This is a genomic window from Curtobacterium oceanosedimentum (assembly GCF_020297365.1).
Lineage (GTDB): Bacteria > Actinomycetota > Actinomycetes > Actinomycetales > Microbacteriaceae > Curtobacterium.
Genome location: NZ_JAIXIG010000016.1, coordinates 23,647 through 49,497 on the forward strand (window position 1 = coordinate 23,647; position 25,851 = coordinate 49,497).

Annotated in this window: 22 protein-coding genes; 9 read left to right on the forward strand and 13 right to left on the reverse strand. The window is 72.9% G+C overall.

The window, feature by feature from the left end; genetic code table 11:
* Positions 1 to 4 precede the first annotated feature (4 nt).
* Positions 5 to 2,590: a LuxR C-terminal-related transcriptional regulator gene (locus tag LEL83_RS08895; RefSeq protein WP_225558541.1), complete on the reverse strand. Its 2,586-nt coding sequence runs from the start codon at positions 2,588 to 2,590 to the stop codon at positions 5 to 7.
* 107 nt (positions 2,591 to 2,697) lie between these two features.
* Here LEL83_RS08895 and LEL83_RS08900 point away from each other — a divergent pair, with 107 nt between their 5' ends.
* Entirely contained in the window at positions 2,698 to 3,111 is a 414-nt protein-coding gene (locus LEL83_RS08900) for a hypothetical protein (protein ID WP_225558542.1), read from the forward strand.
* A gap of 84 nt (positions 3,112 to 3,195) precedes the next feature.
* Here LEL83_RS08900 and purF read toward each other — a convergent pair whose 3' ends face one another.
* The gene (gene purF / locus LEL83_RS08905) at positions 3,196 to 4,653 is read right to left on the reverse strand and encodes an amidophosphoribosyltransferase (protein WP_225558543.1); all 1,458 of its coding nucleotides are present in this window, start codon (positions 4,651 to 4,653) and stop codon (positions 3,196 to 3,198) included.
* A gap of 74 nt (positions 4,654 to 4,727) precedes the next feature.
* Between purF and purM the strand changes: the two genes are divergently transcribed.
* The gene (purM, locus tag LEL83_RS08910; RefSeq protein ID WP_225558544.1) at positions 4,728 to 5,843 is read left to right on the forward strand and encodes a phosphoribosylformylglycinamidine cyclo-ligase; all 1,116 of its coding nucleotides are present in this window, start codon (positions 4,728 to 4,730) and stop codon (positions 5,841 to 5,843) included.
* 330 nt (positions 5,844 to 6,173) lie between these two features.
* Here purM and LEL83_RS08915 read toward each other — a convergent pair whose 3' ends face one another.
* Positions 6,174 to 6,392, reverse strand: coding sequence for a DUF3073 domain-containing protein (locus tag LEL83_RS08915; RefSeq protein ID WP_198657688.1), 219 nt, complete (start codon positions 6,390 to 6,392; stop codon positions 6,174 to 6,176).
* A gap of 158 nt (positions 6,393 to 6,550) precedes the next feature.
* On the opposite strand from LEL83_RS08915, the gene LEL83_RS08920 reads away from it, so the two are divergent.
* Positions 6,551 to 7,690, forward strand: a complete 1,140-nt coding sequence (locus tag LEL83_RS08920; RefSeq protein WP_225558545.1) for an NAD(P)-binding domain-containing protein — start codon at positions 6,551 to 6,553, stop codon at positions 7,688 to 7,690.
* Positions 7,691 to 7,739: 49 nt separating this feature from the next.
* On the opposite strand, the gene LEL83_RS08925 is transcribed toward LEL83_RS08920, so the two are convergent.
* The 4 genes from LEL83_RS08925 to LEL83_RS08940 form a co-directional block, all read right to left on the reverse strand.
* The gene (locus tag LEL83_RS08925; protein WP_225558546.1) at positions 7,740 to 8,180 is read right to left on the reverse strand and encodes a DoxX family protein; all 441 of its coding nucleotides are present in this window, start codon (positions 8,178 to 8,180) and stop codon (positions 7,740 to 7,742) included.
* A 120-nt stretch (positions 8,181 to 8,300) separates the two neighbouring features.
* Positions 8,301 to 8,576 carry a DUF3072 domain-containing protein gene (locus tag LEL83_RS08930; protein ID WP_225558547.1) on the reverse strand — a complete coding sequence of 92 codons (276 nt, stop codon included), beginning with the start codon at positions 8,574 to 8,576 and terminating at the stop codon, positions 8,301 to 8,303.
* Positions 8,577 to 8,673: 97 nt separating this feature from the next.
* Entirely contained in the window at positions 8,674 to 9,429 is a 756-nt protein-coding gene (locus tag LEL83_RS08935) for a hypothetical protein (protein WP_198657692.1), read from the reverse strand.
* Between the two features lie 11 nt (positions 9,430 to 9,440).
* Positions 9,441 to 11,663: an APC family permease gene (locus LEL83_RS08940; protein WP_225558548.1), complete on the reverse strand. Its 2,223-nt coding sequence runs from the start codon at positions 11,661 to 11,663 to the stop codon at positions 9,441 to 9,443.
* Between the two features lie 130 nt (positions 11,664 to 11,793).
* Here LEL83_RS08940 and LEL83_RS16215 point away from each other — a divergent pair, with 130 nt between their 5' ends.
* On the forward strand, positions 11,794 to 12,255 hold the full coding sequence (locus LEL83_RS16215) for a MerR family transcriptional regulator (protein ID WP_225558549.1): 462 nt from the start codon (positions 11,794 to 11,796) through the stop codon (positions 12,253 to 12,255).
* 66 nt (positions 12,256 to 12,321) lie between these two features.
* Here the strand turns inward: LEL83_RS16215 and LEL83_RS08950 are convergent, their stop codons facing one another.
* The 3 genes from LEL83_RS08950 to yczE form a co-directional block, all read right to left on the reverse strand.
* The gene (locus tag LEL83_RS08950) at positions 12,322 to 12,903 is read right to left on the reverse strand and encodes a PadR family transcriptional regulator (RefSeq protein ID WP_198657694.1); all 582 of its coding nucleotides are present in this window, start codon (positions 12,901 to 12,903) and stop codon (positions 12,322 to 12,324) included.
* Positions 12,900 to 13,745: a DUF4097 family beta strand repeat-containing protein gene (locus LEL83_RS08955; protein ID WP_225558550.1), complete on the reverse strand. Its 846-nt coding sequence runs from the start codon at positions 13,743 to 13,745 to the stop codon at positions 12,900 to 12,902. The genes LEL83_RS08950 and LEL83_RS08955 overlap by 4 nt, the downstream gene beginning before the upstream one ends.
* A 132-nt stretch (positions 13,746 to 13,877) precedes the next feature.
* On the reverse strand, positions 13,878 to 14,561 hold the full coding sequence (gene yczE, locus LEL83_RS08960) for a membrane protein YczE (RefSeq protein ID WP_225558551.1): 684 nt from the start codon (positions 14,559 to 14,561) through the stop codon (positions 13,878 to 13,880).
* A 61-nt stretch (positions 14,562 to 14,622) separates the two neighbouring features.
* Between yczE and yczR the strand changes: the two genes are divergently transcribed.
* The 3 genes from yczR to LEL83_RS16220 all read left to right on the forward strand — a co-directional run bounded on the left by yczR (position 14,623) and on the right by LEL83_RS16220 (position 20,461).
* The gene (gene yczR / locus LEL83_RS08965) at positions 14,623 to 16,074 is read left to right on the forward strand and encodes a MocR-like transcription factor YczR (protein WP_225558552.1); all 1,452 of its coding nucleotides are present in this window, start codon (positions 14,623 to 14,625) and stop codon (positions 16,072 to 16,074) included.
* Positions 16,075 to 16,164: 90 nt separating this feature from the next.
* Positions 16,165 to 16,830 (forward strand): DUF6518 family protein, encoded by a 666-nt coding sequence (locus LEL83_RS08970; protein ID WP_225558553.1) that lies wholly within the window; start codon positions 16,165 to 16,167, stop codon positions 16,828 to 16,830.
* A gap of 136 nt (positions 16,831 to 16,966) precedes the next feature.
* Positions 16,967 to 20,461, forward strand: a complete 3,495-nt coding sequence (locus tag LEL83_RS16220; RefSeq protein WP_225558554.1) for an efflux RND transporter permease subunit — start codon at positions 16,967 to 16,969, stop codon at positions 20,459 to 20,461.
* On the opposite strand, the gene LEL83_RS08980 is transcribed toward LEL83_RS16220, so the two are convergent.
* Together LEL83_RS08980 and LEL83_RS08985 are read right to left on the reverse strand one after the other, a co-directional pair.
* On the reverse strand, positions 20,458 to 20,736 hold the full coding sequence (locus LEL83_RS08980) for a hypothetical protein (RefSeq protein WP_198657699.1): 279 nt from the start codon (positions 20,734 to 20,736) through the stop codon (positions 20,458 to 20,460). The two genes, LEL83_RS16220 and LEL83_RS08980, sit on opposite strands and share 4 nt — an antisense overlap.
* 110 nt (positions 20,737 to 20,846) lie before the next feature.
* The gene (locus tag LEL83_RS08985) at positions 20,847 to 21,878 is read right to left on the reverse strand and encodes an alpha/beta hydrolase (RefSeq protein WP_225558555.1); all 1,032 of its coding nucleotides are present in this window, start codon (positions 21,876 to 21,878) and stop codon (positions 20,847 to 20,849) included.
* 146 nt (positions 21,879 to 22,024) lie between these two features.
* On the opposite strand from LEL83_RS08985, the gene LEL83_RS08990 reads away from it, so the two are divergent.
* Entirely contained in the window at positions 22,025 to 22,879 is an 855-nt protein-coding gene (locus LEL83_RS08990) for a polyphosphate kinase 2 family protein (protein WP_225558556.1), read from the forward strand.
* A gap of 262 nt (positions 22,880 to 23,141) precedes the next feature.
* Complete coding sequence (locus LEL83_RS08995) at positions 23,142 to 25,181, forward strand: DEAD/DEAH box helicase (RefSeq protein WP_225558557.1); 2,040 nt, start codon at positions 23,142 to 23,144, stop codon at positions 25,179 to 25,181.
* Between the two features lie 138 nt (positions 25,182 to 25,319).
* Here LEL83_RS08995 and LEL83_RS09000 read toward each other — a convergent pair whose 3' ends face one another.
* Positions 25,320 to 25,829, reverse strand: coding sequence for a mycothiol transferase (locus LEL83_RS09000; protein ID WP_225558558.1), 510 nt, complete (start codon positions 25,827 to 25,829; stop codon positions 25,320 to 25,322).
* Positions 25,830 to 25,851 lie beyond the last annotated feature (22 nt).

Consider the following 25,851-nt stretch of genomic DNA (forward strand, 5'->3'; position numbering starts at 1 on the left):
GTGCTCAGATCAGGCCGCTGAGCTCCGACCGGGCGTGCAGGTCCCACTTCGTGAACACGCGGGACAGGTGGGCGTCGATCGTGCGGGTCGACAGCCCGAGGACCTCCGCGATCCGCCGGTTGCTCAGCCCCTGCGCAGCGAGCTCGGCGACCTCGTACTCGCGCTTCGTCAGCGCGGGCTTCACCTGGCCGGCCGCCACCGACATGCCGTGTGACGCGAGCACGCGCTGCGCGGCGAGCACCCGGGTCTGGTCGCCGGCGAGCTGTGCGTCGGCGTACTCCCCGATCGCGGTCGCGAGCGGCCCGTCGACGCGGGCGGCGGCGTCCCGCAGACGGTCGAGTGCCGCCGCGGTGTCCCGTCCGTTCTGCATGGCCACCGAGTAGTGCAGCGCCTGGCCGTACATCACGTGGGTCCACGAGCCGTTCGCCGTGCTCCGCGCGATGATCTCGTCGGCGTGCTGCAGCCCGGCGGGGTTGCCGAGCAGGGACTCGGTCCACGCGATCGTCACGGCGACCTGCTCGCCGGTGATGCGCATCGCGCGCTCGGGGGTCGTCCGGGCCCGGTCGAGCGCGGCGGCGGCCTCCTCGGCGTTGCCGGCGAACGCGTGCGCCATCGCCAGACGCGCCCACGGGTACGCCGCGAACCCGCCGTGGTCGGCCACGTCGTACCGCTCGCACGCGGCTGAGAACGCGGCGATCGCGTCGTCCCACCGTCGCTGCCCGATCGCCAGGTTGCCCTGCCCGATGAGCTCGAGCGTGAAGTCGTACTTCAGGTACGGGCTCGACCGGCCCGCGGGGACCTCGATGACCAGGTCGTCCAGGTCGCCGCGCCACACCTGCACCTGGTGCAGCACCGAGGTGTTCTCGCCGACGCTCCAGGGGGCGTCCTCGACGTGGGCGATGGCCGTGGCGACCGCGCGGCGGGCGAGTGCCGCGGCCGCTTCGAGCCGTCCCGCGGTCGCGAGCGCCATCACCGCGCACGGAGCCACCACCAGGAAGGACACCGGCACCGTCGGGGCGTGCTCGATCCCGGTGCGCTCGACCTCCGCCCGGACCTCGGCGAAGTCCCCGCCCCAGCCGAGGTGCGCCATGCGGAGCAACCGCAGTCGCTCGACCGCCTCGTCGGACACCAGCCGGGACGCAGCCTCGGTCAGCGCGACGGCGGCCGCGACGTCGTCGTCGTGGAACTGTCGGATGTTCGCCAGGGTCTCGCACGCCTCGATCACGGCGTCGTCCGACACGGCGCCGCGGTGCTGCTTGGCCACGGCCCAGGCGGCTTCGGCGTCCGCACGCCCCGCCTCGCGGCCGTCGGAGTACGAGTGGGCGAGGGAGCGCAGGCAGTGCGCCGTCACCTGCTCCGTCGGCGTCAGGGTGGTCCGGAGCGCGGCAGAGGCCAGCGCGATGCCGCTCTCGTACTCCTGCAGCCGCACCGCGACCTGCGCGGCGTCGACGAGCTGGTCGACGGAGGGCAGCACGCCGCACTCGAGCGACCACAGCACGGCACGGAGGCGCGCGGCGGGCGGAGCGCCCTCGGGTCGGTCGGCGCGGAAGGCGTTGGCGCGGGCGAACAGCGCGGTGCGCCGGGCCACCGGCACGAGCGTGCGGATGACCTCGCCGACGAGCGGGTGCGACGGCCGCACCACCGCGGCGCCGTCCTCGAGGGCGTCGATGCGGACGAGGCCGAGCGCGACGACCCGGTCGACGTCGCCACCGGACACCAGGCCGAGCAGGCGCCCGAGCGGGATGGGGTCGGCGAGGGCGACGATGTCGACGACGTCACGCAGGTCCTCGGGCAGGGCACCGAGCTCCGTGCGGTACATGTCCGACAGGCTGTCGGACGCCGTCACCCGACCACGCCAGTACCACCCGGTCGCGGTGTGGTCGAGGGCCCCGGACGTGCGCGCGGCACGGACGACCTCGCGCAGGTACAGGGGGTTGCCGGCGGTGGCGCGGTGCACCCGCTCCGCCGAGGCGATCTCGAGCGGCGAGCCGAGCGCCTCCGTCACGAGCGAGGTGGTCTCGTGCAGCGTGAGCGGCTGCAGGTCGATGCGCTCGAGCAGGTCGTCCTGCCACAGCGCGCGGAGCGGTTCCTTCAGGGCCGTGAAGTCGCGGCAGGTCAGCACCAGCCGGGCACCCTGCCGCCGCACGAGCCAGGCGACGTAGCGGGCCGACACGGCGTCGAGGTGGTCGGCGTCGTCGACGCGGAGCAGCACGTCGCGGTCGGCGAGGTCCGCGATCGCGGCCAGGCGTTCCTCGGCGGTGGAGTCGTCGGACAGCTCGGAGATCGAGGCCGGCAGCTCACCGAAGCGCTCGGCGATGACCTCGAACGGCATGGACCGGCTCGCGGCGACCGCGGTGATCGGCACGACGACCGTGCGTCCGGTGCCGTCGCGTGCCGCGACGCGGTCGGTGACCCGTGCCGCGACGGTGCTCTTGCCGAGGCCGGGGGCACCGACGATCGCGACGCTCCAGCGGTGCTCGGCGAGGACCGCGACCGCGCGGTCCTCCTCGGCGCGCTGCGCGACGGGCCAGGCGGTCCGGGCGGGCGAGTCCGACAGGCGGCCACGGCGCGAGGTGGTCCGATCACGCATGCGGCACACTCCTTCCCTCGGCCGTCCGATCAGTGACGACCATCCTCCCCCGGAACCGTGCGCTCCGCACAGGCGCGGCACGTCCCACAGTGGGGGACAATGGTCGGGTGAGCAACACCGATCGACCCGACGAGCAGCCGGCAGCCGTCCCTGCCCGCACCCCGGCCCCGGCGCCCAACGCGGTGGCGTCGCCCGACGAGGTCACCATCCGCCGTGCCCCGAAGTTCGGGGTCTTCATCGTCGGTGGCGCGGTGCTCGGCTTCCTCGCGACCCTCGTCGTGGTCTCGCTCACCATGAACCTGCCCGGCCAGGACGACGACACCAGCTTCGGCGGCCTCGTCGGCTACTTCAGCCTGTGGGGGGTCACGATCGGTGCGTTCGTCGGCGCGGTCGTCGCGGTCGTCTTCGACCGCGTCTACGCCCGCCGCGCCGCCCGCCTGACGGCGGAGCGCGTCGAGGTGGAGCTGCCCCCCGAGACGGTCGACGGCGAGCTCGACGACCACGGCGACCAGCGGCCGTAGCCGCCCCCGATCAACGGACGGGAGGCACGGTGCCAGCTGGCACCGTGCCTCCCGTCCGTCACGTGGTCGCGTACCGGACGCGACCTAGCTGAGCTGGTTCGCCTCGACCCAGGACAGGTACTCCGGGCTGACGGAGCCCGTCACGTACTCGCCCGTGAAGCAGCTCATCTCGAGCTCGGTCACGTCGGAGCCCTCGATGATGGCGTCCCGCATGTCGCCGATCTCCTGGTAGATCAGGTGGTCGCTGCCGAGCACGCGGTTGATCTCCGGGATCTTCCGGTCGTGCGCGATGAGCTCGGCGCGCGTGGGCATGTTGATGCCGTACACGTGCGGGAACCGGACAGGGGGAGCGGCGCTGGTGAACGTGACCTCGTTCGCACCGGCCGCCCGGGCCATCTCCACGATCTCCTTGCTCGTCGTGCCGCGCACGATCGAGTCGTCGACGATCAGGATGTTCTTGCCCTTGAACTCCGACGACATCGCGTTGAGCTTCTGGCGCACCGACCGCTTGCGCTCCGCCTGGCCCGGCATGATGAACGTGCGGCCGACGTAGCGGTTCTTGTAGAAGCCCTCGCGGTACTCGATGCCGAGCTTCTGCGCGACCTGCATGGCGGCCGGACGGCTGGAGTCCGGGATCGGCATGACCACGTCGATGTCACCGGTCGGCGCGTACTGCTCGATGGTGTCCGCCAGGCGGTTGCCGAGGCGGAGTCGGGCGTCGTAGACCGAGATGCCGTTCATGACCGAGTCGGGGCGGGCCAGGTAGACGTACTCGAACGAGCACGGCACCAGACGCGGGTTCTTCGCGCACTGCCGGGCGTGCATCTGGCCGTTCATCTCGATGAACACGGCCTCGCCGGGGGCGATGTCGCGCACGATCTCGTAGCCGCCGGACTCGAGCACGAGCGACTCGCTCGCGACGACCCACTCGGGCTGGCCGGCCTCGTCGAACTTGTGGCCGAGGATGAGCGGGCGGATGCCGTACGGGTCACGGAAGGCGAGCAGCCCGTGCCCGGCGATCGTCGCGATCGTGGCGTAGGAGCCCTCGACGCGCTCGTGCACGCGCTCGACGGCGTCGAAGACCTGGCCCGGATCGAGGTTCGCGCCGCGCACCTGGCCCTGCAGCTCGTGCGCCAGCACGTTCACCAGCAGCTCGGTGTCGCTCGTCGTGTTGAGGTGCCGACGGTCGATGTCGAACAGTTCACGCGTGAGTTCCCGCGTGTTGGTGAGGTTGCCGTTGTGCACGAGGACGATGCCGTACGGCGCGTTCACGTAGAACGGCTGGGCCTCTTCTTCGTTCGTCGCGGCGCCCCTGGTGGCGTAGCGGACGTGGCCGAGCCCCATGGTGCCGAGGAGGGCACGCATGTCGCGGGTGCGGAACGCCTCGCGCACGTGCCCGCGGGTCTTGTGCATGTGGTGCACGTGGCCCTCGACCGTGGCGATGCCCGTCGAGTCCTGCCCGCGGTGCTGCAGGAGGAGCAGTGCGTCGTAGATGGATTGGTTGGCTGGGCCCTGCGCAACGAGGCCGACGATGCCGCACATTCGCGGGTGTGCTCCAGATCAGTAGAATCGGGGGGTACCGCCCAAGTCTGCCATGCCACCGCGAAGGACTCAGCATGCCCAACCCGTACGCCGAAGCCGGAGTGGACACCGCCGCCGGTGACCTGGCCGTCGAGCTCATGAAGTCCGCGGTCGCGGCGACCCACAACTCCTCGGTCCTCGGCGGCGTGGGCGGGTTCGCGGGGCTGTACGACGTGTCGTTCCTCAAGGACTTCGACCACCCGCTGCTCGCGACCTCGACCGACGGCGTCGGCACCAAGGTCGCCATCGCGCAGGCGATCGACAAGCACGACACCATCGGGCAGGACCTGGTCGGCATGGTCGTCGACGACATCGTCGTGGTCGGTGCCAAGCCGCTGTTCATGACCGACTACATCGCCTGCGGTCGCGTCGTGCCGAACCGCATCGCCGACATCGTCGCCGGCATCGCCCGCGGCTGCGCGGCGACGGGCACCGCCCTGGTGGGTGGCGAGACCGCGGAGCACCCCGGGCTGCTCGGCCCGGACGACTACGACGTTGCCGGTGCCGCGACGGGTGTCGTCGAGGCCGGCTCGCAGCTCGGCGCTCACCTGGTGCAGGACGGCGACGTCGTGCTGGCGATCGAGTCGTCGGGGCTGCACTCGAACGGGTACTCGCTGGTGCGCCACGTCCTGGCGGCGCGGGGGGTCGGGTTCACCGACGTCCTGCCCGAACTCTCCGGTCCGGTGTTCGGCGGCTCGGTCTCCGTCGGCGAGGCACTGCTTGAACCGACCCGCCTGTACACCTCGCCGCTGCTGGAGCTGCTCGAGCAGCACCCGGGCGCCGTGCACTCCCTGTCGCACGTGACCGGCGGCGGCATCGCGGCGAACCTGGCGCGCGTGCTGCCGGTCGGCTCGTGGGTCGAGGTCGACCGCTCCACCTGGCAGCCGCTCCCCGTCTTCCGGGTGCTCGCCGACATGGCCGGCACCCCGATCGAGGACACCGAGGGCACCTGGAACCTGGGCATCGGCATGTTCGCGGTCGTCTCCGCCGCTGCGGCCGCCGACGTCATCGCATCGCTCGCGGCGTCGGGGATGCCGACCTGGCCCGTCGGGACGATCTCGACGTCCGCGCGTGACCTGACCGGGTTCGAGCAGGGCGCGAAGGGCGTCGACGGCGGTGCCGTCCGGCTCGTCGGGAGCTACGCGGGCTGACGCCGCGCGCGGGTGCGTCGCGCCCCGCCGTGGTGCGTGCCCGCCGGGCCTGGTCGGTGAGGTCGCACTTCGTCGCGGAAGTCGTTCGCGGGTGGGGGCCGGAGTGCGATCTCAGCGCAGGGCCCGCCTCCCGCGGGTGCGGGGCGGGCCGACGGGTGCCTGGTCGACGCCGGGCGCCGGGCCGACGCCGGGCGGTGAGGTCGCACGTCGTCCCGGAAGCCGTTCGCGGATGCCGGCCGGAGTGCGATCTCAGCGCATGTCGACGGCACCGTCCGGGCACGCTGAAACGCCGCGCTGCCCGAGGGCTGCGCGGCGTGACTGCGAGGGAGATCAGGCGGACTTGTTCTGGTCCGCCTGGGACTCGAAGTCGTCGTCCTCTTCTGCCGGCTCCGCACCGTACTGGTCTGCCCAGCGGTCGACGTAGTCCTCGTCGGAATGTTGTCCGGCGGAGAGCTCCTGCTCGAGCGCACCGTAGTTCGTCTGCGGGCTGAAGTACTTCAGCTCACGGGCGACCTTGGTGTGCTTCGCCTTCTGACGGCCGCGCCCCATGCGTGACCCCCTCGTTCGGCTCTGGTCCGGTCCTGGCGAATGACGGAAGATCACTCGGGGAACCAGACGGTTCGTGGTTTGAAATCTGCCGATCACTCTACCATGTACCTCGATCTGGACGTCGCGCGACGGCTGGCCCGCACAGCAGAATCGAAGTGATGACGGAACCCCTCGAGCCCCCGGTCGACCAGCACGCACGCGTGGTCGTGATCGGCGCGGGGCAGGCCGGCCTCTCGGTGGGATACCACCTGCGGCGCCTCGGACTGGTGCCCGGCAGCGATCTCGTCATCCTCGACCGCGCGCCGAGCACCGGGGGAGCGTGGCAGTTCCGCTGGGAGGCACTGCGGCTGGGGGCGGCCCACCGGGTGCACGACCTGCCCGGCATGCGGGCGATGGGCCTGGCGTTCGACGACGCCGACCGGTCGCGACCCGCGCGGGACGTGGTCGGCGAGTACTACCGGCGGTTCGAGCAGCACCACGACCTGCGCATCCGGCGCCCGGTCGCGGTGACCTCCGTGGCCCGGCTGGACGGGGGACCGGCGGGCATCGCTCCAGCGGACGCAGGCCTGTGCGTCACGACCCGCGGAGCCGACGGGGCCGTCCGCAGGATCCGAGCCGACGTCGTCGTGAACGCCTCCGGCACGTGGGGGACCCCGTTCGTCCCGTGGTACCCCGGCCGTGACGTGTTCCGAGGGCGGCAGGTCGACACCACCGAGTACCGCAGCGCCACCGAGTTCGCGCGGCAGGACGTCGTGGTCGTCGGCGGTGGCACGAGCGCCATCGGGTTCCTGCTCGAGCTCGACGGCGTCGCCCGGTCGACACGGTGGTTCACCCGCCGCCCGATGGTCTGGGCCGGGACCGCGTTGCTCGACGTCGAGTCCGCGGTGGCCGCCGTCGACGAACAGGACCGGGCCGCCCGTGCCGGCGAGGTCCTACCGAGCATCGTCAGCGGCACCGGGGTCCCGGTGTCGCGACGGATCCGCGCCGGGATCGACCGTGGCGTGCTGCACGACGAGCCGATGTTCACGCGGATGGACGCGGACGGTGTGGTGACCGCTGACGGCGGCCACGTACACGCCGACGCGGTCATCTGGGCGACGGGCTTCCGGGCCGACCTGCGGCACCTCGCGCCGCTGCACCTGCGGACCGCGGCGGGCGGCGTCGTGGTCGAGGACGGGCGGTCGGCGGACGAACCCCGTCTGTTCCTGGCCGGCTACGGGCCGCAGGCGTCGACGATCGGCGCGAACCGGGCCGGCCGACGCATCGCCCGCCAGGTCATGGACGCACTCGCCGGCTGACCGCGGGCCGACGTCGGCGACGGCGCAGGCGCCAGCGCCGACACTGACGTCAGGCGGGCAGGGGCTCCTCGACCCCGCGACGCCGCCGCGAGGACCGCAGGACGAGGGCGTCCACCGAGAACCGCCCCGGCCCCGTCAGCGCCACCGCGAGGGACGCGACCGCCAGCACGAGCACGTACTCGAAGCCGCCCTCCTGCGCGAAGAACCCGGCGGTGGCGTGCGCGAGGAGCCCCGCGACCACCATGTCGACGGCGAGCAGCACCCCGACGATGCGGGTCGCGATCCCGAGGACGAGCAGCACGCCACCGACGAGTTCGAGCCCGGCGACGAGCGGCGCGGCGACCTCGGCGAGCGGGACGCCCATGCCCGAGAAGCCCTGGGCGACGGTCGGGATGCCCTGGGCGAACTTCTGCGCGCCGTGGGCGATGAAGACGGCTCCGAGGACGATGCGGAGCGCGGTCAGGCCGAGGGAGGTCGATGTCGTTCGCATGGCCCCGACGGTAGCTGTTGACGTGTCATCGATGCCCCTCGACCGGGGGACTGCCCGCGCTTCGGCAGGACTTGCCCAGACGGCGTCCAGGCAGCGGTCCGCCGAAGCGCGGACCCGTTCTCAGGAATCCGTGCCGCGGCCCGTCTCCTGCTGCAGGCGGTCGATCTGCTCCGAGGCCTGCGCCTTGTTGAGGTCGGCGGGGAGCTCCTCGCCGGCCTCGCGGGCCAGGGTGTCCAGGTAGCTGCGCTGCGGGCCGGTCATCGGCTCGTCACCGGTGACCCACTGCTCGGGGTCCTTGCTGGCGGTGGTGGACGGGTCGGGTCGGGGGCCACCGAGGGTCTCGCCCTGGATCGGTGCGTCCTGGGGCTGCTGCTCGTCGCGCTCTGCGTCACTCATGTCGGCGACCGTACGCCGCACCTCCGTCATGCCTCGCAGCGGGGGCGTCCCCCGGACACCGCCGCACCGCAGGACGGATGCGCCGTGCTCGCGCCGGTCAGACGGGCGTGGCCGTGTAGCGCACCAGGTCCGGGCCGACCGCGCTCGTGGCGATCGGCACCGTCCGGTCGTCTCGCCGGATCCAGATCGTCGCCGCACGCTCGTCGATCCGCTCCACGGCGTGCAGCGAGCCGTCGAGCAGCACCGATGCCGAGACCACGACCCGACCACTCGCCGGACGCGGCGGCAGGCCGACCAGGTCGTCGTCGAAGGCGGGGTGCTCGCCGGGCTGCAGGAACGGCGAGACGGGCGCGGTGACGACCTCGAGCCCCTCGTCGACCTCGGTCACCGCGACCAGGCGCACGGCCTGGTCGGTCGGCAGCGGGACGTCCACGACGGGGGCGTCGGCGGGGCCGGCCAACGCGCGGAGGGCGGGCCGACCGTCGGGGGCGAGCCGGGCCTCCAGGCCGTCGACCCGGACGCGACCGCGCCCACGCGAGTCGGCGTACAGCCCCGGCTCGATGCCGGACTGCCGTGCCTCGAGCCGCGAGAGGACGACGCGGTCCGGGCGGTACCAGTCGCGGAGCGCGGCGGGGTCCACCCAGCCGACGCTCGGCACGCCACGGGAGAGCGCGGCGGACTCGTCGGCGGCGCGTTCGTCGAGCGCCCCGAGCGGGTGCTCGCCGCGCACGGCGACGAGTCCCTCGTGCGGGCTGCCGGCCGGCGGCTCGTGGTCGAGCACCTCGACGCGCTTCGAGACCTTGCCGCCGTGCCCGTCGAACGTGGCGAACGTCCGCAGGTCACTGATGGTCATGGGGTCACATGCTACGACTCGTCGGAGCCCCGTCGCGGTGGCGAGGGGACCAGGGCGTGGATCTCCCCCGTGCAGAGCGCGGGGTCGACGCCCTCGGCCGGGCCGGCCGGACGGGTCGCGCGGCGCGGCTGGATGCTGTTGCGCTCGACCGACCGCAGCAGGCGATCCGCGCCCGGAGCCGCGGCGTCGGTCGACGGGCCGGGCTGTGCCGGACGGCGCAGCGGGGGCCGCACGGGCTCTCCCCGGCGCTCCTGGCCGGGCAGCGGACGGGACCGACGGCCGTACAGCAGCTCGGACGAGTCGAGCAGCCACGGCACGAGCGCGACGGTGACCCCGTGCACGAGCAGCAGCTTCTTGCGGATGCGGCGGCCGCGGTGGTTGTGGAGCAGGCTCTCCCACCAGTGCCCGACGATGAAGATCGGGGTGTAGACGGTGACGACCTCGGAACCGTGCTCGTGCCGGTGCGCCTTGATGTACTTGATGAGCGGCATCGAGATGTCGCGGTACGGGCTCGGCACGATGGTCAGCGGCACGTGGATGTCGTACTCCGCCCACTGGTCGCGCAGCCGCTGGGCGTCGGCGTCGTCGATCGCCACGTGCACCGCCTCGATGCTCGCGTGCTCGGCGGCGACCGCGTAGTCGAGCGCCTTGAGCACGGGCTTCTGCAGTTTGTTCACCAGGACGATCGCGTGGTCGCCGGTGGCGCCGAACCGCGTCTCGACGTCGGCCTCGATCTCGTGCGAGACGTCGCGGTAGTAGCGGTTCACGCCGAGCATGAGCACGTACAGCACGGGCATGATCAGGAACACGAGCCAGGCGCCGTGCGTGAACTTCGTGATCGTGACGATGACGAGCACCACCAGGGTGAACGTCGCACCGATGGCGTTGATGGTGCGGGAGCGCACGACCTGCCCGCGGTGCACGGGAGCGTCCGCCGTGCCGTCGCGGTCGGCCCGCAGCAGCCTCGTCCAGTGCACGACCATGCCCGTCTGCCCGAGCGTGAACGACACGAAGACGCCGATGATGTAGAGCTGGATGAGGCTCGTGACGTTCGCCCGGTAGACCACGAGCAGCGCCGCGGCGACGAGCGCCAGGACGATGACGCCGTTCGAGTAGATGAGCCGGTCGCCGCGGGTCGACAGCGCCTTCGGGGCGTACGAGTCGCGGGCCAGGATCGAGCCGAGCAGCGGGAAGCCGTTGAAGGCGGTGTTCGCGGCGAGGAGCAGGACCGCGGCCGTCGTCGCCTGGATCACGAAGAACAGCACCGAGTTGTTGCCGAAGGTCGCCGCCGCGATCTGGGCGATGAGCGAGCGCTGCGGCGTGGTCGCGCAGTCCGCGAAGCCCTGCAGGTCGCAGGCGCGCTCGGCGTAGTGCACCTGCGACACGAGCGCGAGCGTGATGAGCCCGATGAACAGGACGATCGCGATGCCGCCCATCGCGACCAGGGTGGCCTGTGCGTTCTTGATCTTCGGACGGCGGAACGCCTGCACGCCGTTCGCGATGGCCTCGACGCCGGTCAGGGCCGAGCAGCCCGAGGCGAAGGCGCGCAGGAGCAGCAGGATGAAGGCCGCCTGCGTGGTGTGCTCCACGTTCTCGACGGTGTAGGCGGCGGATTCGGCGATCGGAGCGTCGCCGGCGACCACCCGCACGAGCCCGACGACGACCATGACGAAGACCGACGCCACGAACAGGTAGGTCGGGATCGCGAAGGCCTTGCTCGACTCCCGCACGCCGCGCAGGTTGGTGGCGGCGAGCAGCACGACGAACAGCAGGGCGAGCTCGACGCGGAAGTGGTCGAGCATCGGCAGCGCCGAGATGATGTTGTCCACGCCCGAGGCGACCGACACGGCGACCGTCATCACGTAGTCGACGAGCAGTGCGCTCGCGACGACCAGCCCGGCCTTCTCGCCGAGGTTCCGGTGCGCCACCTCGTAGTCGCCACCGCCCGACGGGTACGCCTTGATGAGCTGCCGGTACGAGGCGACGACCACCACGAGCAGCAGCACGACGAGCGCCGCGACCCACGGGGCGAACGTCAGGAACGCCATGCCGCCGAGCAGCAGGATCATCAGGAGTTCCTGCGGCGCGTACGCGACGGAGGACAGCGGGTCACTCGCGAAGATCGGCAGCGCCAGGTGCTTCGGGAGGAGCTGTCCTTCGAGCTTCTCGGAGGGGAGTGGATCCCCGATCAGTCGTGCTTTCAACGACCGGACCTCGTTCGTCACGAGCGGCAAACCTACTCAGTTCCGGGCGCGAGTCAACACGGTCGGGCAGCCGGGTATTCCCGGACGGTCACGGACGTCGCGCCGACGGCGTGGCGCACCCCGGACGCTTGACGCGGCGTCAACCAGTACTGTCGCGAGGGTGAGTGCTTCGACAGACACGGGTGACGCAGCTGCGAAAGCGCCGCACGGCATCGCCGACGTGGCGCGTTCCGCCGGGCTGTCCAGCCGGACCCTGCGGCACTACGACGCGATCGGCCTGCTGCCGGCCACGGCGGTGGGCGACGGCGGACTCCGCCGCTACGACGACCGCGCGCTCGTCCGGCTGCAGCGGATCCTGTTGCTGCGGGGGTCGGGGCTCGGCCTCACCGAGATCGCGCGACGGCTCGGCACCGACCTCGGTGCCGACGGCGACACCGACGACGACGCAGCGGCGCTCGCCGACCACCTCGTGTGGCTCGAGCGGGAGCGCGACCGGCTCGCCCGCCAGCTCGCCGCGGTGCGGACCACCGTGGCGCGGCTCGAGCGCGGCGACCGCCTGACGGCGGCCGAGGCGTTCGACGGCTTCGCGCCGACGCGGTCGCCGGCAGCCGACGCGGGGTGACACGCGACAGGCGGTGCGGACGCGGCCGGGAGGCTCGGGTCGGCACCGCCTGTCGGGCGCGGGTCGTCAGAGCGACCGGCGCAGGGCCTCCAGTCCGTCCCGCAGCCGCGTCACGGTGTCGGCGGCGAGCGTGCCGCGCGTCGCGCGGCGACGCAGGTCCGCACGGACCTGCTGCCGGAAGGACGACAGTGCCATCTCGAACTCCCGCAGGGCGCGGGCGCTGTCGGACGGCACCGACTCGGGTTCCGGACGGGCACCGGTGCGGGGACCCTCGGCGGAGGCGGCCAGGTCGGCGCGCAGGGAGCGCATCGCCTCGCCGACCGAGGCGCGGACGCCGTCGGCCAGGGACTTCACCGAGTCCGCCACACCGTTCTCGACGGTCGTGATCTCGTCGGCGCGGGCTGCGAGCTCGGCGCGGCCGGCGTCGGTGATCGCGTAGACGGTCTTGCGGCCGTCGGCGGTCTTCGTGACCAGGCCGTCCTCCTCGAGCTTGGCGAGTCGGGGGTAGACGGTGCCGGCACTCGGCACGTACGTGCCACCGAACCGGTCGCCGAGCGCCTGGATGAGCTCGTAGCCGTGCATCGGGTGGTCGGCGAGCAGCACGAGCAGGTACAGGCGCAGGTGGCCGTGTGCGAAGACGGGGCTCATTCGGGCACCTCGCCGTCGTTCGTCGGGGCGGCGGGGGAGACGTCGGCGGGCGGCGCGTGCAGCACCGCGATGTCGCCGGACACCGAGTTGACGCGCAGGTCGAGCCACTGGCCGGAGAGCTCGCCGCCCTGCTTGACGTACGAGCCGCGCACCCCGCGGATCTCGGCGTCGTCGAACTGCAGTCTGCCGGTCGCGGTGTTGACGCTGCACTTGTAGGCGACACCGTCCTCGAGCCGGACGTCCACCGAGCCGGACACCGTGTTCACACGGGCCGACTCGGGCACGCCGTACAGGTCGAGCACGACGTCGGCGGAGACGCCGTCGGCCTGCAGCCGGGGGATCTCGCCGGTCGCCACGACGGCACCGGAGACCGTGTGCACGGTGAGGGCGCCGTCGAGGTCGCGGATGGTCGTGGCGCCCGAGACGGCGTTCACCGTGACGTCACCCGCGACGCCGTCGACGACCAGGTCGCCCGACACCGTGTTGAGCGTGGCGCCGCGGTCCGTTCCGGACAGCAGCGCCCCGGCGGACACGACGCCGAGGGTGATGCCGGCGTCGCGGGGGACGAGGATGCTGACGTCGGCGTGGGCCTTGTCGCGGAAGGACTTCAGGAACCCGATGGGGTCGTCCCACCGGACCTGGGGGTGGTCGACGGTGAGGGTGTCGCCGTCGACCTCGACCAGCAGCTGCTTGCCGGACACGCTGTGGACCTCGATCCGGGCCGTCGGCTCGTCGTGCGCGACGACGTCCACCTGCCCGCCGACCAGGCCGACGCGCACGGTGCGCACGATGCCGGTGTCGATGACCTTGGGCTCGTCGACGAGCCACTTCTCCTGCGCCATGGTGCCTCCTTACTCGCGATGTATCGCGTCTGTGGAGGTCACGCTATATCGCGTTCCGCGCCGCCGCAAGGGGTCGCGCGGGATCGTGAGCAGGAATGGTCGGGTCGGAGCCGTGGACCCGACCGTTCCTGCTCACGGAGTGGGCGTGTCGGGGGTGGGGCGGGCCTCCAGGGCCGGTGCGGCGACGCTCGGTGGCGGCGCTGCTGCCGTCCGCTCGGGGCTCCACGGGAACCGGCGGAACCACGGCATGAGCGGCTGCACCATCGGGCCGATCGCGAACGCGGCGATCACCGTGCCCGCGCCGACGTCGCCACCGAGGGCCCAGCCGACGGCGACCACCGTGACCTCGACCAGCGTGCGGGCGAGCCAGATCGGCCACCCGAGCCGCTGGTGCAGCCCGACCATCAGACCGTCCCGCGCGCCCGTGCCGAAGCCGGCCCCGATGTAGAACGCCGTCGCGACCGCGAGCAGCACCAGGCCGGCGACGAACAGCGCGATCCGGGCGGGCAGCCCGGACGGCTCCGGCACGAGCCAGAGCACCAGGTCGGCGCTCGGCCCGATCGCGAGTGCGTTCAGCAGCGTCCCGATCCCCGGCTTCTGGCGGAGCGGGATCCAGAGCAGCAGGATGACGCCGCTCGACACCACCGTGATGACGCCGAACGACCACGGCAGGACGTTCTCCAGCCCCTGGGTGAGCACGGTCCACGAGCTGACGCCGACCACCGCGCGCACCTGCAGGGCGGTCGCTGCGCCGTAGAGGAAGAGCCCGACGAACAGCTGGACGAAGCGGAGGGTGAGGGCGGTGTGGCGTGCCATCCTGCGATGGTGCCGTCAGATTGGCCTGCTGGTCGAGAGCCAATCCCGCTACCGTGGACCCGTGACCCCCGTCCTGCTGAGTGCCCGATCCGCCGCCTCGCTCCTCACCGACTGGCGCGACGGCACCGACGCCCCCGCCTACGAGGCGTTGTCCGACGCGATCCGCGTCCTCGTCATCGACGGCCGCGTGGCCCAGGGGGCGCGGCTCCCCGCGGAGCGCGGTCTCGCCGCAGCGCTCGGCGTGTCCCGCACCACCGTCGCGAACGCCTACGCGCGGCTGCGGTCCGACGGGTTCCTGGTGTCCGTCCGCGGGTCGGGCAGCGTCGTCCACCTGCCGCGCGACCTGGTCGGCCGACCCGATCCGGAGCGACTCGGCGGGGTCGTCGAGGGCGACCTGCTCGACCTGCGCAAGGCAGCCCTGCACGCCGCCCCCGGCATCGACGAGGCCGTCGAGCGCGCGGTCCGGCACGTCCCGGCGGCGCTCGCCGGGATCGGCTACGACACGGTCGGTGACCCCGGGCTCCGCGCCGCGATCGCCGACCGCTACACCGCACGCGGGCTGCCGACGGACCCCGGCCAGGTCGTCGTCACGATCGGTGCCCAGCACGCCATCGCCCTGCTCGCGCGGGTGCTCGTCCGCCGCGGCGACGCCGTGCTCGTCGAGTCCCCGACCTACCCGCACGCGCACGAGGCCTTCCGCGAGGTCGGCGGCCGCCTGGTCGGCGTCCCCGTCGACGCGCGGACCGGGTGGGACGCCGCCGCGCTCGAGACGACGCTGCGTCGCACCGCGCCCTCCGTCGCGTACGTCATGCCCGAGCTCCACAACCCGACCGGTGCGACCATGTCCGCCTCGACCCGCTGGCTCCTGCTGTCGGTCGCGGCCTCGGTCGGCACGACCGTCATCGCCGACGAGACGATGGGGGAGCTCCGGATCGACGGTTCGCCGTCGTCGCCCCTGGCGGCCGCGGACCCGTCGGGGGCGTCGGTCGTGATGATCGGTTCGGCCGCGAAGGTCTTCTGGGGCGGCCTGCGGATCGGCTGGATCCGGGCCGCACCGGCGCTGCTGCAGCGGCTGCTGCTCGCCCGCCCGACGGGCGACCTCGGCACCCCCGTGCTCGACCAGCTCGTCGTGCGCGAGCTGGTCCCGCGCACGGCTGCCGTCCTGGAGGCGCGGCGTGCGTCCCTGCGCGAGGGTCGCGACGCGGTGGTGGGCGCGCTCCGGGCGCGGTTCCCCGAGTGGGACGTCCCGTCGCCGGCGGGTGGGTTGACGACGTGGGTGGGCCTCGGCCGACCGGTGTCGAGCGCGCTCGTGCTCGCCGCGCGGGCCGAGGGCGTGGTGCTCGCGTCCGGCGGGGTGTTCGGCCCGGACGGCGGGTTCGAACGGTTCCTGCGGGTCCCCTTCACGATGGCCCCGGCGGACCGTGGTCGCCTGGTCGACGTGCTCGGCCGCTCGTGGGACCGGGTCGGCGGCGAGGCGGCCGGGGTCAGCGGGTCGCTGGCCGCGGTGGTCTAGGGCCGAGGTCATCCTCCGGGAGGAGCCGCCGTCGCGCTTCTCGCCCCGCAGGCTGACGTGCGCGGGCACCGGCTGCGCGAGGCTGGTCGCGTGAACGCCACCATCTCCGCTCCGGTCCGGTCCAGCACCCCGAGCGTCGAGCCCTGCCCGGCCGTCCCCGCCGTGGTGCGCGTCACGATCGCGCTGAGCGGGGCACTGCTGGCCGGCGTCCTGACGTCGTTCGGTCAGGTGGTGCCCGCGCTCGCCTCCGTGTCGAACTCGGCCGGCCCGTGGTTCCTGGTCGCCGTGCTGCTCTGCGCGGTCGCCGGTGTCCGCACCGGGCGGATCGCCCTGCCGCTCGCGATGGTGCTCGGCGTCGTGCTCCTCGAGCTCATGCACGTGGGCTACTGGGCCACCACGGTGCTGCGCGGCTTCCCGGACTCGCTGTCGCTCACGAACCCGTGGGTGCTGCTCGGGGTGCCGGCCGGCCTGCTCGCGGGTGCGGTCGCCGTGGCCGTGCGGTCGCGCGACGTCCGCTGGTCGGCTGCCGCGTTCGGCGTCACCGCCGCGGTGCTCGTCGGCGAGGGGGTGCGCGGGCTGCTGCAGGTCGCCGCGACGACGGGGCAGACGACCTGGATCGTCGAGGTCGTGGCGGGGGTGCTGCTGCTCGGCGTCGGGATCGTCACCGCACGGTCCTCGGTCGGGCGCGTGGTCGCGCTCGGCACCGCGGTCGTCGGTGCCGTCGGGGTGCTCGGCGCGTACCTGCTGCTCGGCTGAGCGCCGGGCGTCCGGCGGTGTCCGTCGGCACGTCCGCGGGCGCGCCCGTCGGAGTCCGCTGTCGGACGCCGGACGCCGGACGGCGTTCGGTGGCTGACGCCGGTCGTTCGTCAGTCGGGCCTGCGAGGATCGACCCGTGCACCTCCTCTCGGTCTTCAGCCTCCGCAACCGTGCCCTCATCGCGCTCGTCACGATCGTCGTCGCGGTCTTCGGTGGCATCTCGCTGACGAGCCTCAAGCAGGAGCTGATCCCGAGCGTCGAGTTCCCGCAGGTCGCGATCGTCAGCGCCTACCCCGGTGCGACCCCCGAGGTCGTGTCGAACGACGTCTCGACCGCGATCGAGCAGGCGATCCAGGTCGTCCCCGACCTCGAGTCCACCAGTGCGACCTCGTCCACCGGGCAGAGCGTGGTGTCGGCGTCGTTCCAGTACGGATCGAACCTGGCGAGCGCCGAGGACAAGATCCAGACCGCGGTGAACGCGCTGTCGCTGCCCGACTCCGTGCAGACGCAGATCGTCACCGGGTCCTTCGACGACCTGCCGGTGCTGCAGGTCGCGGTCTCGGCCTCCGGCAACCAGGAGCAGCTCGTCGACCGGCTGCAGGCGTCCGCGATCCCCGACCTCGAGAAGCTCGACGGTGTGCGGCAGGCGGACGTGTTCGGCAACCCGGGGCGCCGCGTCGTCATCACGCCCGACCCGGACGAACTCGCCGCCCGCGGGCTGAGCCAGACGGCGATCTCGGACGCCCTCGACGCCAACGGGACGCTGATCCCCGGCGGCACGCTCACCCAGGACGGCTCGACGCTCTCGGTGCAGACCGGTGAGCGGATCGCGTCGCTGCGGGACATCCGCGACCTGCCGCTCACGAGCTCGTCGGAGTCGTCCGGCGACGGCGGCTCCACGACCGGGACGACCGGCTCGGGCGGCTCGGGCGGCGCGGCGAGCGGCGACGGGACGGCGGCCGTCCCGGGTGGCGGCACGGGCGGGGCCGCCGGTGCCCCTGGTGCGACGGACGGCGCCGCGACCGGCGCCACGGGTGCGACGGACGGTGCGGCGACCGGCACCACGGGTGCGACGGAAGGGGCCGCGGCCACGCCCACGGACACGACGCTCGGCGACGTCGCGAAGGTCGCGATCACGGAGTCGCCGCGCACCTCCATCAGCCGCGTCGACGGCGAGCAGGCCCTGACGATCTCGATCACGAAGACGCAGGAGGCGAACACCGTCGACGTCTCCACCGTCGTGCGCGACGCCCTGCCCGGCATCGAGGACAAGATCGAGGGCGACCCGCGGTTCACGGTCGTCTTCGACCAGGCGCCCTACATCCAGCAGTCGATCGACTCCCTGGCCGAGGAGGGGCTGCTCGGCCTGGCCTTCGCGGTGATCGTGATCCTGGTCTTCCTGCTCTCGTGGCGGTCCACCCTGGTCACCGCGATCTCGATCCCGACGTCGGTGCTGCTGGCGGCGATCGGCATGCGCGCGGCCGGGTACACGCTCAACATCATCACGCTGGCGGCCCTGACCATCGCGATCGGCCGCGTGGTCGACGACTCGATCGTCGTCATCGAGAACATCAAGCGCCACATGCTCCCGGGCGTGGACCGCGGTCGTGCGGTGCTCGACGGCGTGCGCGAGGTGGCCGGTGCGGTCACCGCCTCGACGCTGACGACCGTCGCGGTGTTCCTGCCGGTCGCCTTCGTGGCGGAACTCGTGGGCGAGCTCTTCCGGCCGTTCGCGGTCACGGTCACCCTGGCGCTCGTCGCCTCGCTGCTCGTGTCCCTGACCATCGTCCCGGTGCTCGCCTACTGGTGGCTCCGCGCACCGAAGGCCGCCCCGGGCGCGGCCACCGCGGTGCCGGGCGCAGACCCCGCAGTGCCGGGCTCGGCCACCGCGGCGCCGGCGGACGGAGTGGCGGACGGTACGGCCCCCGATCGTCCGGCGGGAGCCCTCTCGTCGGCGGCCGACCTGCACGACGCCGACCGACCCGACCGTCTGCGCCGCGTCTACCTGCCGGTGCTCGGATGGGTCGTGCGGAAGCCAGTCGTCGTCATCCTGCTCGCCCTCATCGTGCTCGGCGGCACCGGAGCCGCGGTGCCGTTCGTCACGACGAACTACCTGGGCGACTCGGGGCAGAACACGTTCACCGTCACCCAGGACCTGCGGGCGGGGTCGAGCCTCGCCGTGCAGTCCGACTCCGCACGCGAGGTGGAGCGGGCGCTCCAGGACATCGACGGCGTCGAGACCGTCCAGACCACGATCGGCACGAGCGGCCAGTCGCTCCAGGCCGCGTTCGGCGGCGGCGGGACGGCCTCGGTGCAGTACGCCGTCACGACCGACGCCGAGGCCGACCAGACGACCATCCAGTCCGCGGCGCGGGAGTCGCTGACGGACATCGACGGCGTGGGCGAGATCACCATCGCGTCGTCCGGCGGCGGGTTCGGCGGGAGCAGCGACATCGAGGTCGACGTCACCGCGCCCACGCAGGCACAGCTCGAGACCGCGTCCCGCACCGTCCTGCAGGCCATGCGCTCGGTCGACGGCACAACCGGCGCGACGAGCAACCTGTCCGCGGCGGAGCCGTTCCTGGCGGTCCGGGTCGACCGGCAGGAGGCCGCTGCGCTCGGACTCACCGAGACCCAGGTCGGCGGCCTCGTCGCCGCAGCGGTGTCACCGCGGGACACCGGCAGCATCGAGATCGACGATGCGACGCTCGACGTCTACATCGCCGACCCCGAGCCACCGACCACGATCGCCGCGCTCCGCGACCTCGAGGTGCCGACGAGCACCGGCACCGTCCCGCTGACCGACGTCGCCACCGTCGAGCGGTCCGAGGGCCCGACCACCGTCACCACGACGAACGCCGCGCGCACCGCGACCATCACGGTGTCGCCGGATCCGACGAACCTCGGCGCCGCCGTGCAGTCGGTCACCACGGCCGTCGACGAGCTCGACCTGCCGCGTGGCGCGTCCGCGTCGATCGGTGGGGTCGCGGCCAGCCAGTCGTCGGCGTTCTCGCAGCTCGGTCTCGCGGTCCTGGTCGCCGTGCTCATCGTCTACGTGATCATGGTGGCGACGTTCCGGAGCCTGCTCCAGCCGCTGCTGCTGCTCGTGTCGGTGCCGTTCGCGGCGACGGGCGCGGTGCTGCTGCAGATCGCCACGGGCGTCCCGATCGGCGTCGCCTCGCTGATCGGCCTGCTCATGCTCGTCGGCATCGTCGTGACGAACGCGATCGTGCTCATCGACCTCGTCAACCAGTACCGCAGACGCGGGTTGCGGGTGCGCGAGGCCCTGGTCGAGGGCGCCACCCGTCGTCTCCGACCGATCCTGATGACCGCGTCGGCGACGATCTTCGCGCTGCTGCCGATGGCGATCGGCCTGACCGGCAAGTCGGGGTTCATCTCGCAGCCGCTCGCGCTCGTCGTGATCGGCGGCCTGGTGTCGTCGACGCTGCTGACGCTCGTGGTGCTGCCGGCGCTGTACCTGGTGGTCGAGCGGGCCCGGGAGCGCAACGCGGACCGGATCGCCGCGGGCAAGACCCGCAAGCAGGCGCGGGCCGAACGACGCCAGGAACGGCTGGAGCGACGCCAGGAGCGACAGCGCCGACGTGCGGCGCGGTCCGGCGGCGCTGCCTAGCGGCGGTACTCGGCGTCGACGTCCCCGACGGCGCTGCCCGAGGGGGCGGCGACGGAACGGAACCACGACGCCAGCACGACGGTGACCGTCACGAGGAACACCGCGGCGGCGCCCTGCGACACGACCACCAGGTGACCGGTGTCCGCGGCGTACCCACCAGCGGCGACCGCGACCACGAACGACGTCCCGAGGAGCAGCTCCGCCGCCGTCCGCACCGCGGGACGGTCCCACCCGGTCGGGGCGGGACGGTCGGGGTGGGCTGCGGCGTCGATCACCCCGGCAGTCTGGCGGCGGCCGTGCCGCGGCGGCAGACCCGACTCCGGGTGCCACCCGCCCGGGGCACGCGCGGCTGGCGCGGGACAGTCCGCTCGGGCGTGCGCCGGCGTCAGCCCAGCTGGGTGCGCAGGAACGTGACCACGCGACGGCTCATCGCCTCGTCGAGCTGCGCGATCGAGTGCGCCGTCCCCTCGACCGCGACGAAGGTCACCGGCACGTCGTGGGACCGGAGGGTGGCGGCGAACTCCTGCGACTCCCACAGCGGGATGAACTCGTCCGTCGAGTGCCCGATGAAGAACGGCGCGGTGTCCGACGTGACGTGGAACTCCGGCGACGCCCGGACCGCTGCCGGGCACCTGGCGTACGACCGGCAGCCGAGGTAGAGCAGCTGCTTGCGCTGGAACGACGCCGACACCCCGTCGGGCTCGGTCGAGCGGGTCGTCAGGTTGGTCGGTCCGCTCAGGTCGACGACGGCCCGGATCCGGTCGCCCGCGGCGTACGCGGCCGAGTCGTGGTCGGTCACGGCGAGCATCGCCGCCAGGTTGCCGCCGGCGCTCCCGCCGAACACCCCGACGCGCTGGGCGTCCACGTCGTACGTCGCCAGTGTCGCCGGCCGGTACACGTAGTCGAGCGCCCGGCGGACGTCGTCGAGGCCGGCCGGGAACGGGTCCGTCGGCGCGAGCCGGTAGTCGACGTTGAAGGTCACGAAGCCCTCGGACGCCAGGTACTGGCACACCGACCGGTACGCGGCCGTCGCCTTGTCGCCGTGCGACCAGCTGCCGCCGTGGATCATCAGCACCGCCGGCCGGCCGGACGACGGCTCGACCGCCGCGGTGTCGTCGCCGTCTGCGTCGGGTCCGGCCGTGGCCGAGGCGGACGGCGTGGCGGTGGGGGTGGCCGACGTCTCGGGGGCGCTGTCCGCCGGCAGGCAGACGTCGAGCCGCTGCAGGGGATCGGTGCCGTACGGCACGTCGGCGACCACGTCGATGCCGTGGTACCGCAACGACAGGGGGTAGATGACGCTGTCCGCGGTGACGGTCGCGTTCTCGTCACCCACCGGGTCCGTGCTGCAGGACGTGACCGCGCCGAGCGCCACGACCGCGGCGACGAGCGCGAGCACAGGACGGCGGCCGGACTTCATCGGTTCCACGCTAGCCGCCCCGGCGTGGTGCCACGTCACCCGAGCGGAGGACCCGGGTCGAGATCGCGCCCCGCCGGACCGCTCCGGGGCCCCGCGGCAGTGCGAGGATGGGCACGGCATCCGCCACCCGCACCGCAGGAGGACCCGTGAGCAGTCGCAAGGCATGGAACGCCGACCCCGAACCGCTGCTCCGCGTCGGACCGGGGTTCCGCCTGGACCAGGTCGACCCCGGCGCCACGCCGGGGTTCCCCGGTCGCAAGATCGACGGGCTCGAGGCGCTCGCCGCGGGCGCCTCGCGCCTCGCCGCCCTGCAGGAGCGGCTGTACGCGGCGTCGACCGCGGGGGACGAGCGCCGGGTGCTGCTCGTCCTGCAGGCGATGGACACGGCCGGCAAGGGCGGCATCGTCTCGCACGTCGTCGGCGCGGTCGACCCGAACGGCGTGCACTACGCGGGGTTCGGGGTGCCCACCGCCGAGGAGCTCGAGCACGACTTCCTCTGGCGCATCGAACGGCAGCTCCCCGCGGCGGGACAGCTCGGCGTGTTCGACCGGTCCCACTACGAGGACGTGCTCGCAGGACGCGTCCGCGCCCTCGCCGACCCGGAGGAGATCGAGCGTCGCTACGGGGCGATCACCGCGTTCGAGGACCGGCTCGCCGCCTCGGGCACGACCATCGTCAAGGTGATGCTGCACATCTCGAAGGACGAGCAGCGCGAGCGCCTGGGCGAGCGGCTCGACCGCCCCGACAAGCACTGGAAGTTCAACCGGGGCGACATCGACGACCGCCTGCTCTGGGACCGGTACCAGGAGGCGTACCAGATCGCCCTCGACCGCACCTCGACCCCGCAGGCGCCCTGGTACGTCGTGCCCGCCGACCGCAAGTGGTACGCCCGCCTGGCGGTGCAGCAGCTCCTGCTCCGCGCGCTCGAGGACATGCACCTGTCGTGGCCGCAGGCCGACTTCGACGTGGCCGAGCAGCGACAGCGGCTCGCCGCGTCCTGAGCACCCGGCCTGGAGGCCCGTCCCGCGCCCGCCCCGCCGGCTGCGGCCGCCGCGGGGCTGGCATCAGGGCCGGTGCTCGCGTAGACTCCATCGGTCGGCCTTCGACGCCGTGACACTGTGATCACGGAATTCTGCTGGGTGTGTGTTGCTCGAGGGCTGGAATCACGTCGACTCGCGACGGGATGAACCCCCTCTCCGCAAGCAGCCCCCGCCGATGTCGCTGTCGGGCGCTGCGGTACGTTGCGCACCCGAGAAAGTAGCCATGGCCCCGTACAACAAGGGCGGCGCGGACAACCGCGCCTCCGACCGTGTCCGTCACCCGAACGGCACCCCTGCCGCCCGGTCCAGCAAGCACCGCGGGTTCCGCGCTGCCGAGCCGTCGCAGCCGCGCCAGAAGCAGCGCTGGGACGCCGAGGAGCGTCGCGGCCGCTCGGCCCAGGGCGAGCGTCCGGCCCGTCCGAACTGGGAGCCCCGCGACAGCGGCCAGCGGCGCCCCGAGCGCGACGACCGTGGTGGTCGCGGCTTCAACCGCGACGACCGTGCCCCGCGCCGGTTCGACCGTGACGACCGCGCGCCGCGCAGCTCCAACCGTGACGACCGCGCGCCCCGTCGTGACAACGACGACCGTCCGCGTCGGTTCGACCGTGACGACCGTGCCCCGCGTCGGTTCGACCGTGACGACCGTGCTCCGCGTCGTGACAACGACGACCGTCCGCGTCGGTTCGACCGTGACGACCGTGCCCCGCGTCGGTTCGACCGTGACGACCGTGCTCCGCGTCGTGACAACGACGACCGTCCGCGTCGGTTCGACCGAGACGACCGTGCCCCGCGTCGGTTCGACCGTGATGACCGTGCTCCGCGTCGTGACAACGACGACCGTCCGCGTCGGTTCGACCGTGACGACCGTGCGCCGCGGCGCTCGTTCGACCGCGATGACCGCGCTCCGCGTCGCTTCGACCGTGACGACCGTGCCCCGCGTCGCTCGTTCGACCGCGACGACCGCGCCCCGCGCCGCGACCCCGAGCGCGAGGCCCGCTCCGAGCGCACGGCCTTCGTGCCCGCCGACGACGTCAAGCTCGAGAAGCTCCAGGCCGAGGCCACGATCGCGGCCGACGTCGAGGGCGTGACCTTCGGCGACCTCGGCATCGGCGGCAACATCTCCCGTGCGCTGCAGGAGCTCGGCGCCAGCAGCCCGTTCCCGATCCAGGCGGCGACGATCCCCGACGTGCTCGCGGGCAAGGACGTCCTCGGCCGCGGCCGCACCGGCTCCGGCAAGACCATCGCGTTCGGCGCACCCCTGGTCGAGAAGCTCATGGAGCACGGCGGTGGCACGAAGCGCAAGATGGGCCGCGCGCCGCGTGCGCTCATCCTCGCGCCGACCCGTGAGCTCGCGCTGCAGATCGACCGCACCGTGCAGCCCATCGCCCGCTCGGTCGGCCTGTTCACGACGCAGATCTACGGCGGCGTGCCCTACGGCCGGCAGGAGGGTGCGCTCGAGCGCGGCGTCGACATCATCGTCGGCACCCCCGGTCGGGTGCAGGACCTGATGAACAAGGGGAAGCTCGACCTCAGCGAGGTCATCATCTCCGTGCTCGACGAGGCCGACCACATGTGCGACCTCGGGTTCCTCGAGCCGGTGCAGGAGATCCTCTCCGCCACGGCCGAGGTCACGCCGCAGGGCAACCGCGCGCAGAAGCTCCTGTTCAGCGCGACGCTCGACACCCAGGTCGCGGCGCTCGTCGAGGAGTTCCTGCACGAGCCGAGCGTGCACGAGGTCGCGGGGGAGGACCAGGCGTCCTCGACCATCGACCACCGTGTGCTCGTGGTCGAGCAGCGCGAGAAGGACCGTGTCCTCGAGGAGCTGGTCGCCGGCGACGGCAAGACCATCGTCTTCGCCCGGACCCGTGCCTACGCCGAGCGCCTGGCAGACCAGTTCGAGGACGCCGGCATCCGCGCGACCTCGCTGCACGGTGACCTGAACCAGTCGCGCCGCACGCGCAACCTGCAGCTGCTCACCAGCGGCCGGGTGAACGTGCTCGTCGCCACCGACGTCGCCGCCCGCGGCATCCACGTCGACGACGTCTCGCTCGTCGTGCAGGCAGACGCCCCGGACGACTACAAGGCGTACATGCACCGCTCCGGCCGCACCGGTCGTGCCGGCAAGGAGGGCACGGTCGTGACGATCGTCCCGCGCGGCCGCATCCGCAAGATCGAGGGCATCCTCGAGCGCGCGGAGATCGAGGCGGACCTGGTGCAGGCCGCACCCGGTGACGGCATCGTGTCGGAGCTCGCCGCGCGGTAGTCGCGACCGCACGACGGACGGGAGGCCTGGTACCAGCTGGTACCGGGCCTCCCGTCCGTCACACGGTGAGCAGGAACGGTCGGGTGGATCGAGACGACCCGACCATCCCTGCTCACGAAGCGACAGCGCGAGCGCGCGTCATCGGTTGAAGAACAGCAGCCCGCGCACGAAGCCGGCCTGGCCGGCGTGCTGCGTGCAGTCGTCGAGGATGCTGACGAGCCGCGCGCCCGCCGTCACGGGCGGGTCCCACGCGTCGTCGACGACGGGGTCGAGGTCCTCCGGGCCGAGCGTGCCGAGGTACGCGACCGTGCGCTCGTGCACCGCGCGCAGGTACCCGGTGAGCAGCTCGGCCGACGCGCGCACCCGGCCGACGTCCTCACGGGACATGCCGTACCCGAGCGCCTCGGCCGGGAACGGCAGGCCGAACCGGTCGTACCAGCCGTCGGCGGTCCACACCTGCTCGGACCCGGCGAGGTCCGCGATCTGGGCGTCCTGCCCGCGGGCGATGTGCCACGCGAGCCAGGCCAGCGTGTTCGCCCCGGTGGCCGGTCGTGCCGCGAGCTGGTCCTCGGACAGGCCGTCGACGGCCCGCTCGACCGTCTCGGGGATGCGGGAGAACGCTTCGGTGAGGAGTTCTGAGGGGGTCATGGCGCTCACGCTACGCGCGGGC

Coding starts and splice junctions, on each gene's coding strand:
- LEL83_RS08895 (WP_225558541.1), bottom strand. CDS start 2,590: ATGCGTGATCGGACCACCTCGCGCCGTGGCCGCCTGTCGGACTCGCCC.
- purF (WP_225558543.1), bottom strand. CDS start 4,653: ATGTGCGGCATCGTCGGCCTCGTTGCGCAGGGCCCAGCCAACCAATCC.
- purM (WP_225558544.1), top strand. CDS start 4,728: ATGCCCAACCCGTACGCCGAAGCCGGAGTGGACACCGCCGCCGGTGAC.
- LEL83_RS08915 (WP_198657688.1), bottom strand. CDS start 6,392: ATGGGGCGCGGCCGTCAGAAGGCGAAGCACACCAAGGTCGCCCGTGAG.
- LEL83_RS08920 (WP_225558545.1), top strand. CDS start 6,551: ATGACGGAACCCCTCGAGCCCCCGGTCGACCAGCACGCACGCGTGGTC.
- LEL83_RS08925 (WP_225558546.1), bottom strand. CDS start 8,180: ATGCGAACGACATCGACCTCCCTCGGCCTGACCGCGCTCCGCATCGTC.
- LEL83_RS08930 (WP_225558547.1), bottom strand. CDS start 8,576: ATGAGTGACGCAGAGCGCGACGAGCAGCAGCCCCAGGACGCACCGATC.
- LEL83_RS08935 (WP_198657692.1), bottom strand. CDS start 9,429: ATGACCATCAGTGACCTGCGGACGTTCGCCACGTTCGACGGGCACGGC.
- LEL83_RS08950 (WP_198657694.1), bottom strand. CDS start 12,903: ATGAGCCCCGTCTTCGCACACGGCCACCTGCGCCTGTACCTGCTCGTG.
- LEL83_RS08955 (WP_225558550.1), bottom strand. CDS start 13,745: ATGGCGCAGGAGAAGTGGCTCGTCGACGAGCCCAAGGTCATCGACACC.
- yczE (WP_225558551.1), bottom strand. CDS start 14,561: ATGGCACGCCACACCGCCCTCACCCTCCGCTTCGTCCAGCTGTTCGTC.
- LEL83_RS08985 (WP_225558555.1), bottom strand. CDS start 21,878: ATGAAGTCCGGCCGCCGTCCTGTGCTCGCGCTCGTCGCCGCGGTCGTG.
- LEL83_RS08995 (WP_225558557.1), top strand. CDS start 23,142: ATGGCCCCGTACAACAAGGGCGGCGCGGACAACCGCGCCTCCGACCGT.
- LEL83_RS09000 (WP_225558558.1), bottom strand. CDS start 25,829: ATGACCCCCTCAGAACTCCTCACCGAAGCGTTCTCCCGCATCCCCGAG.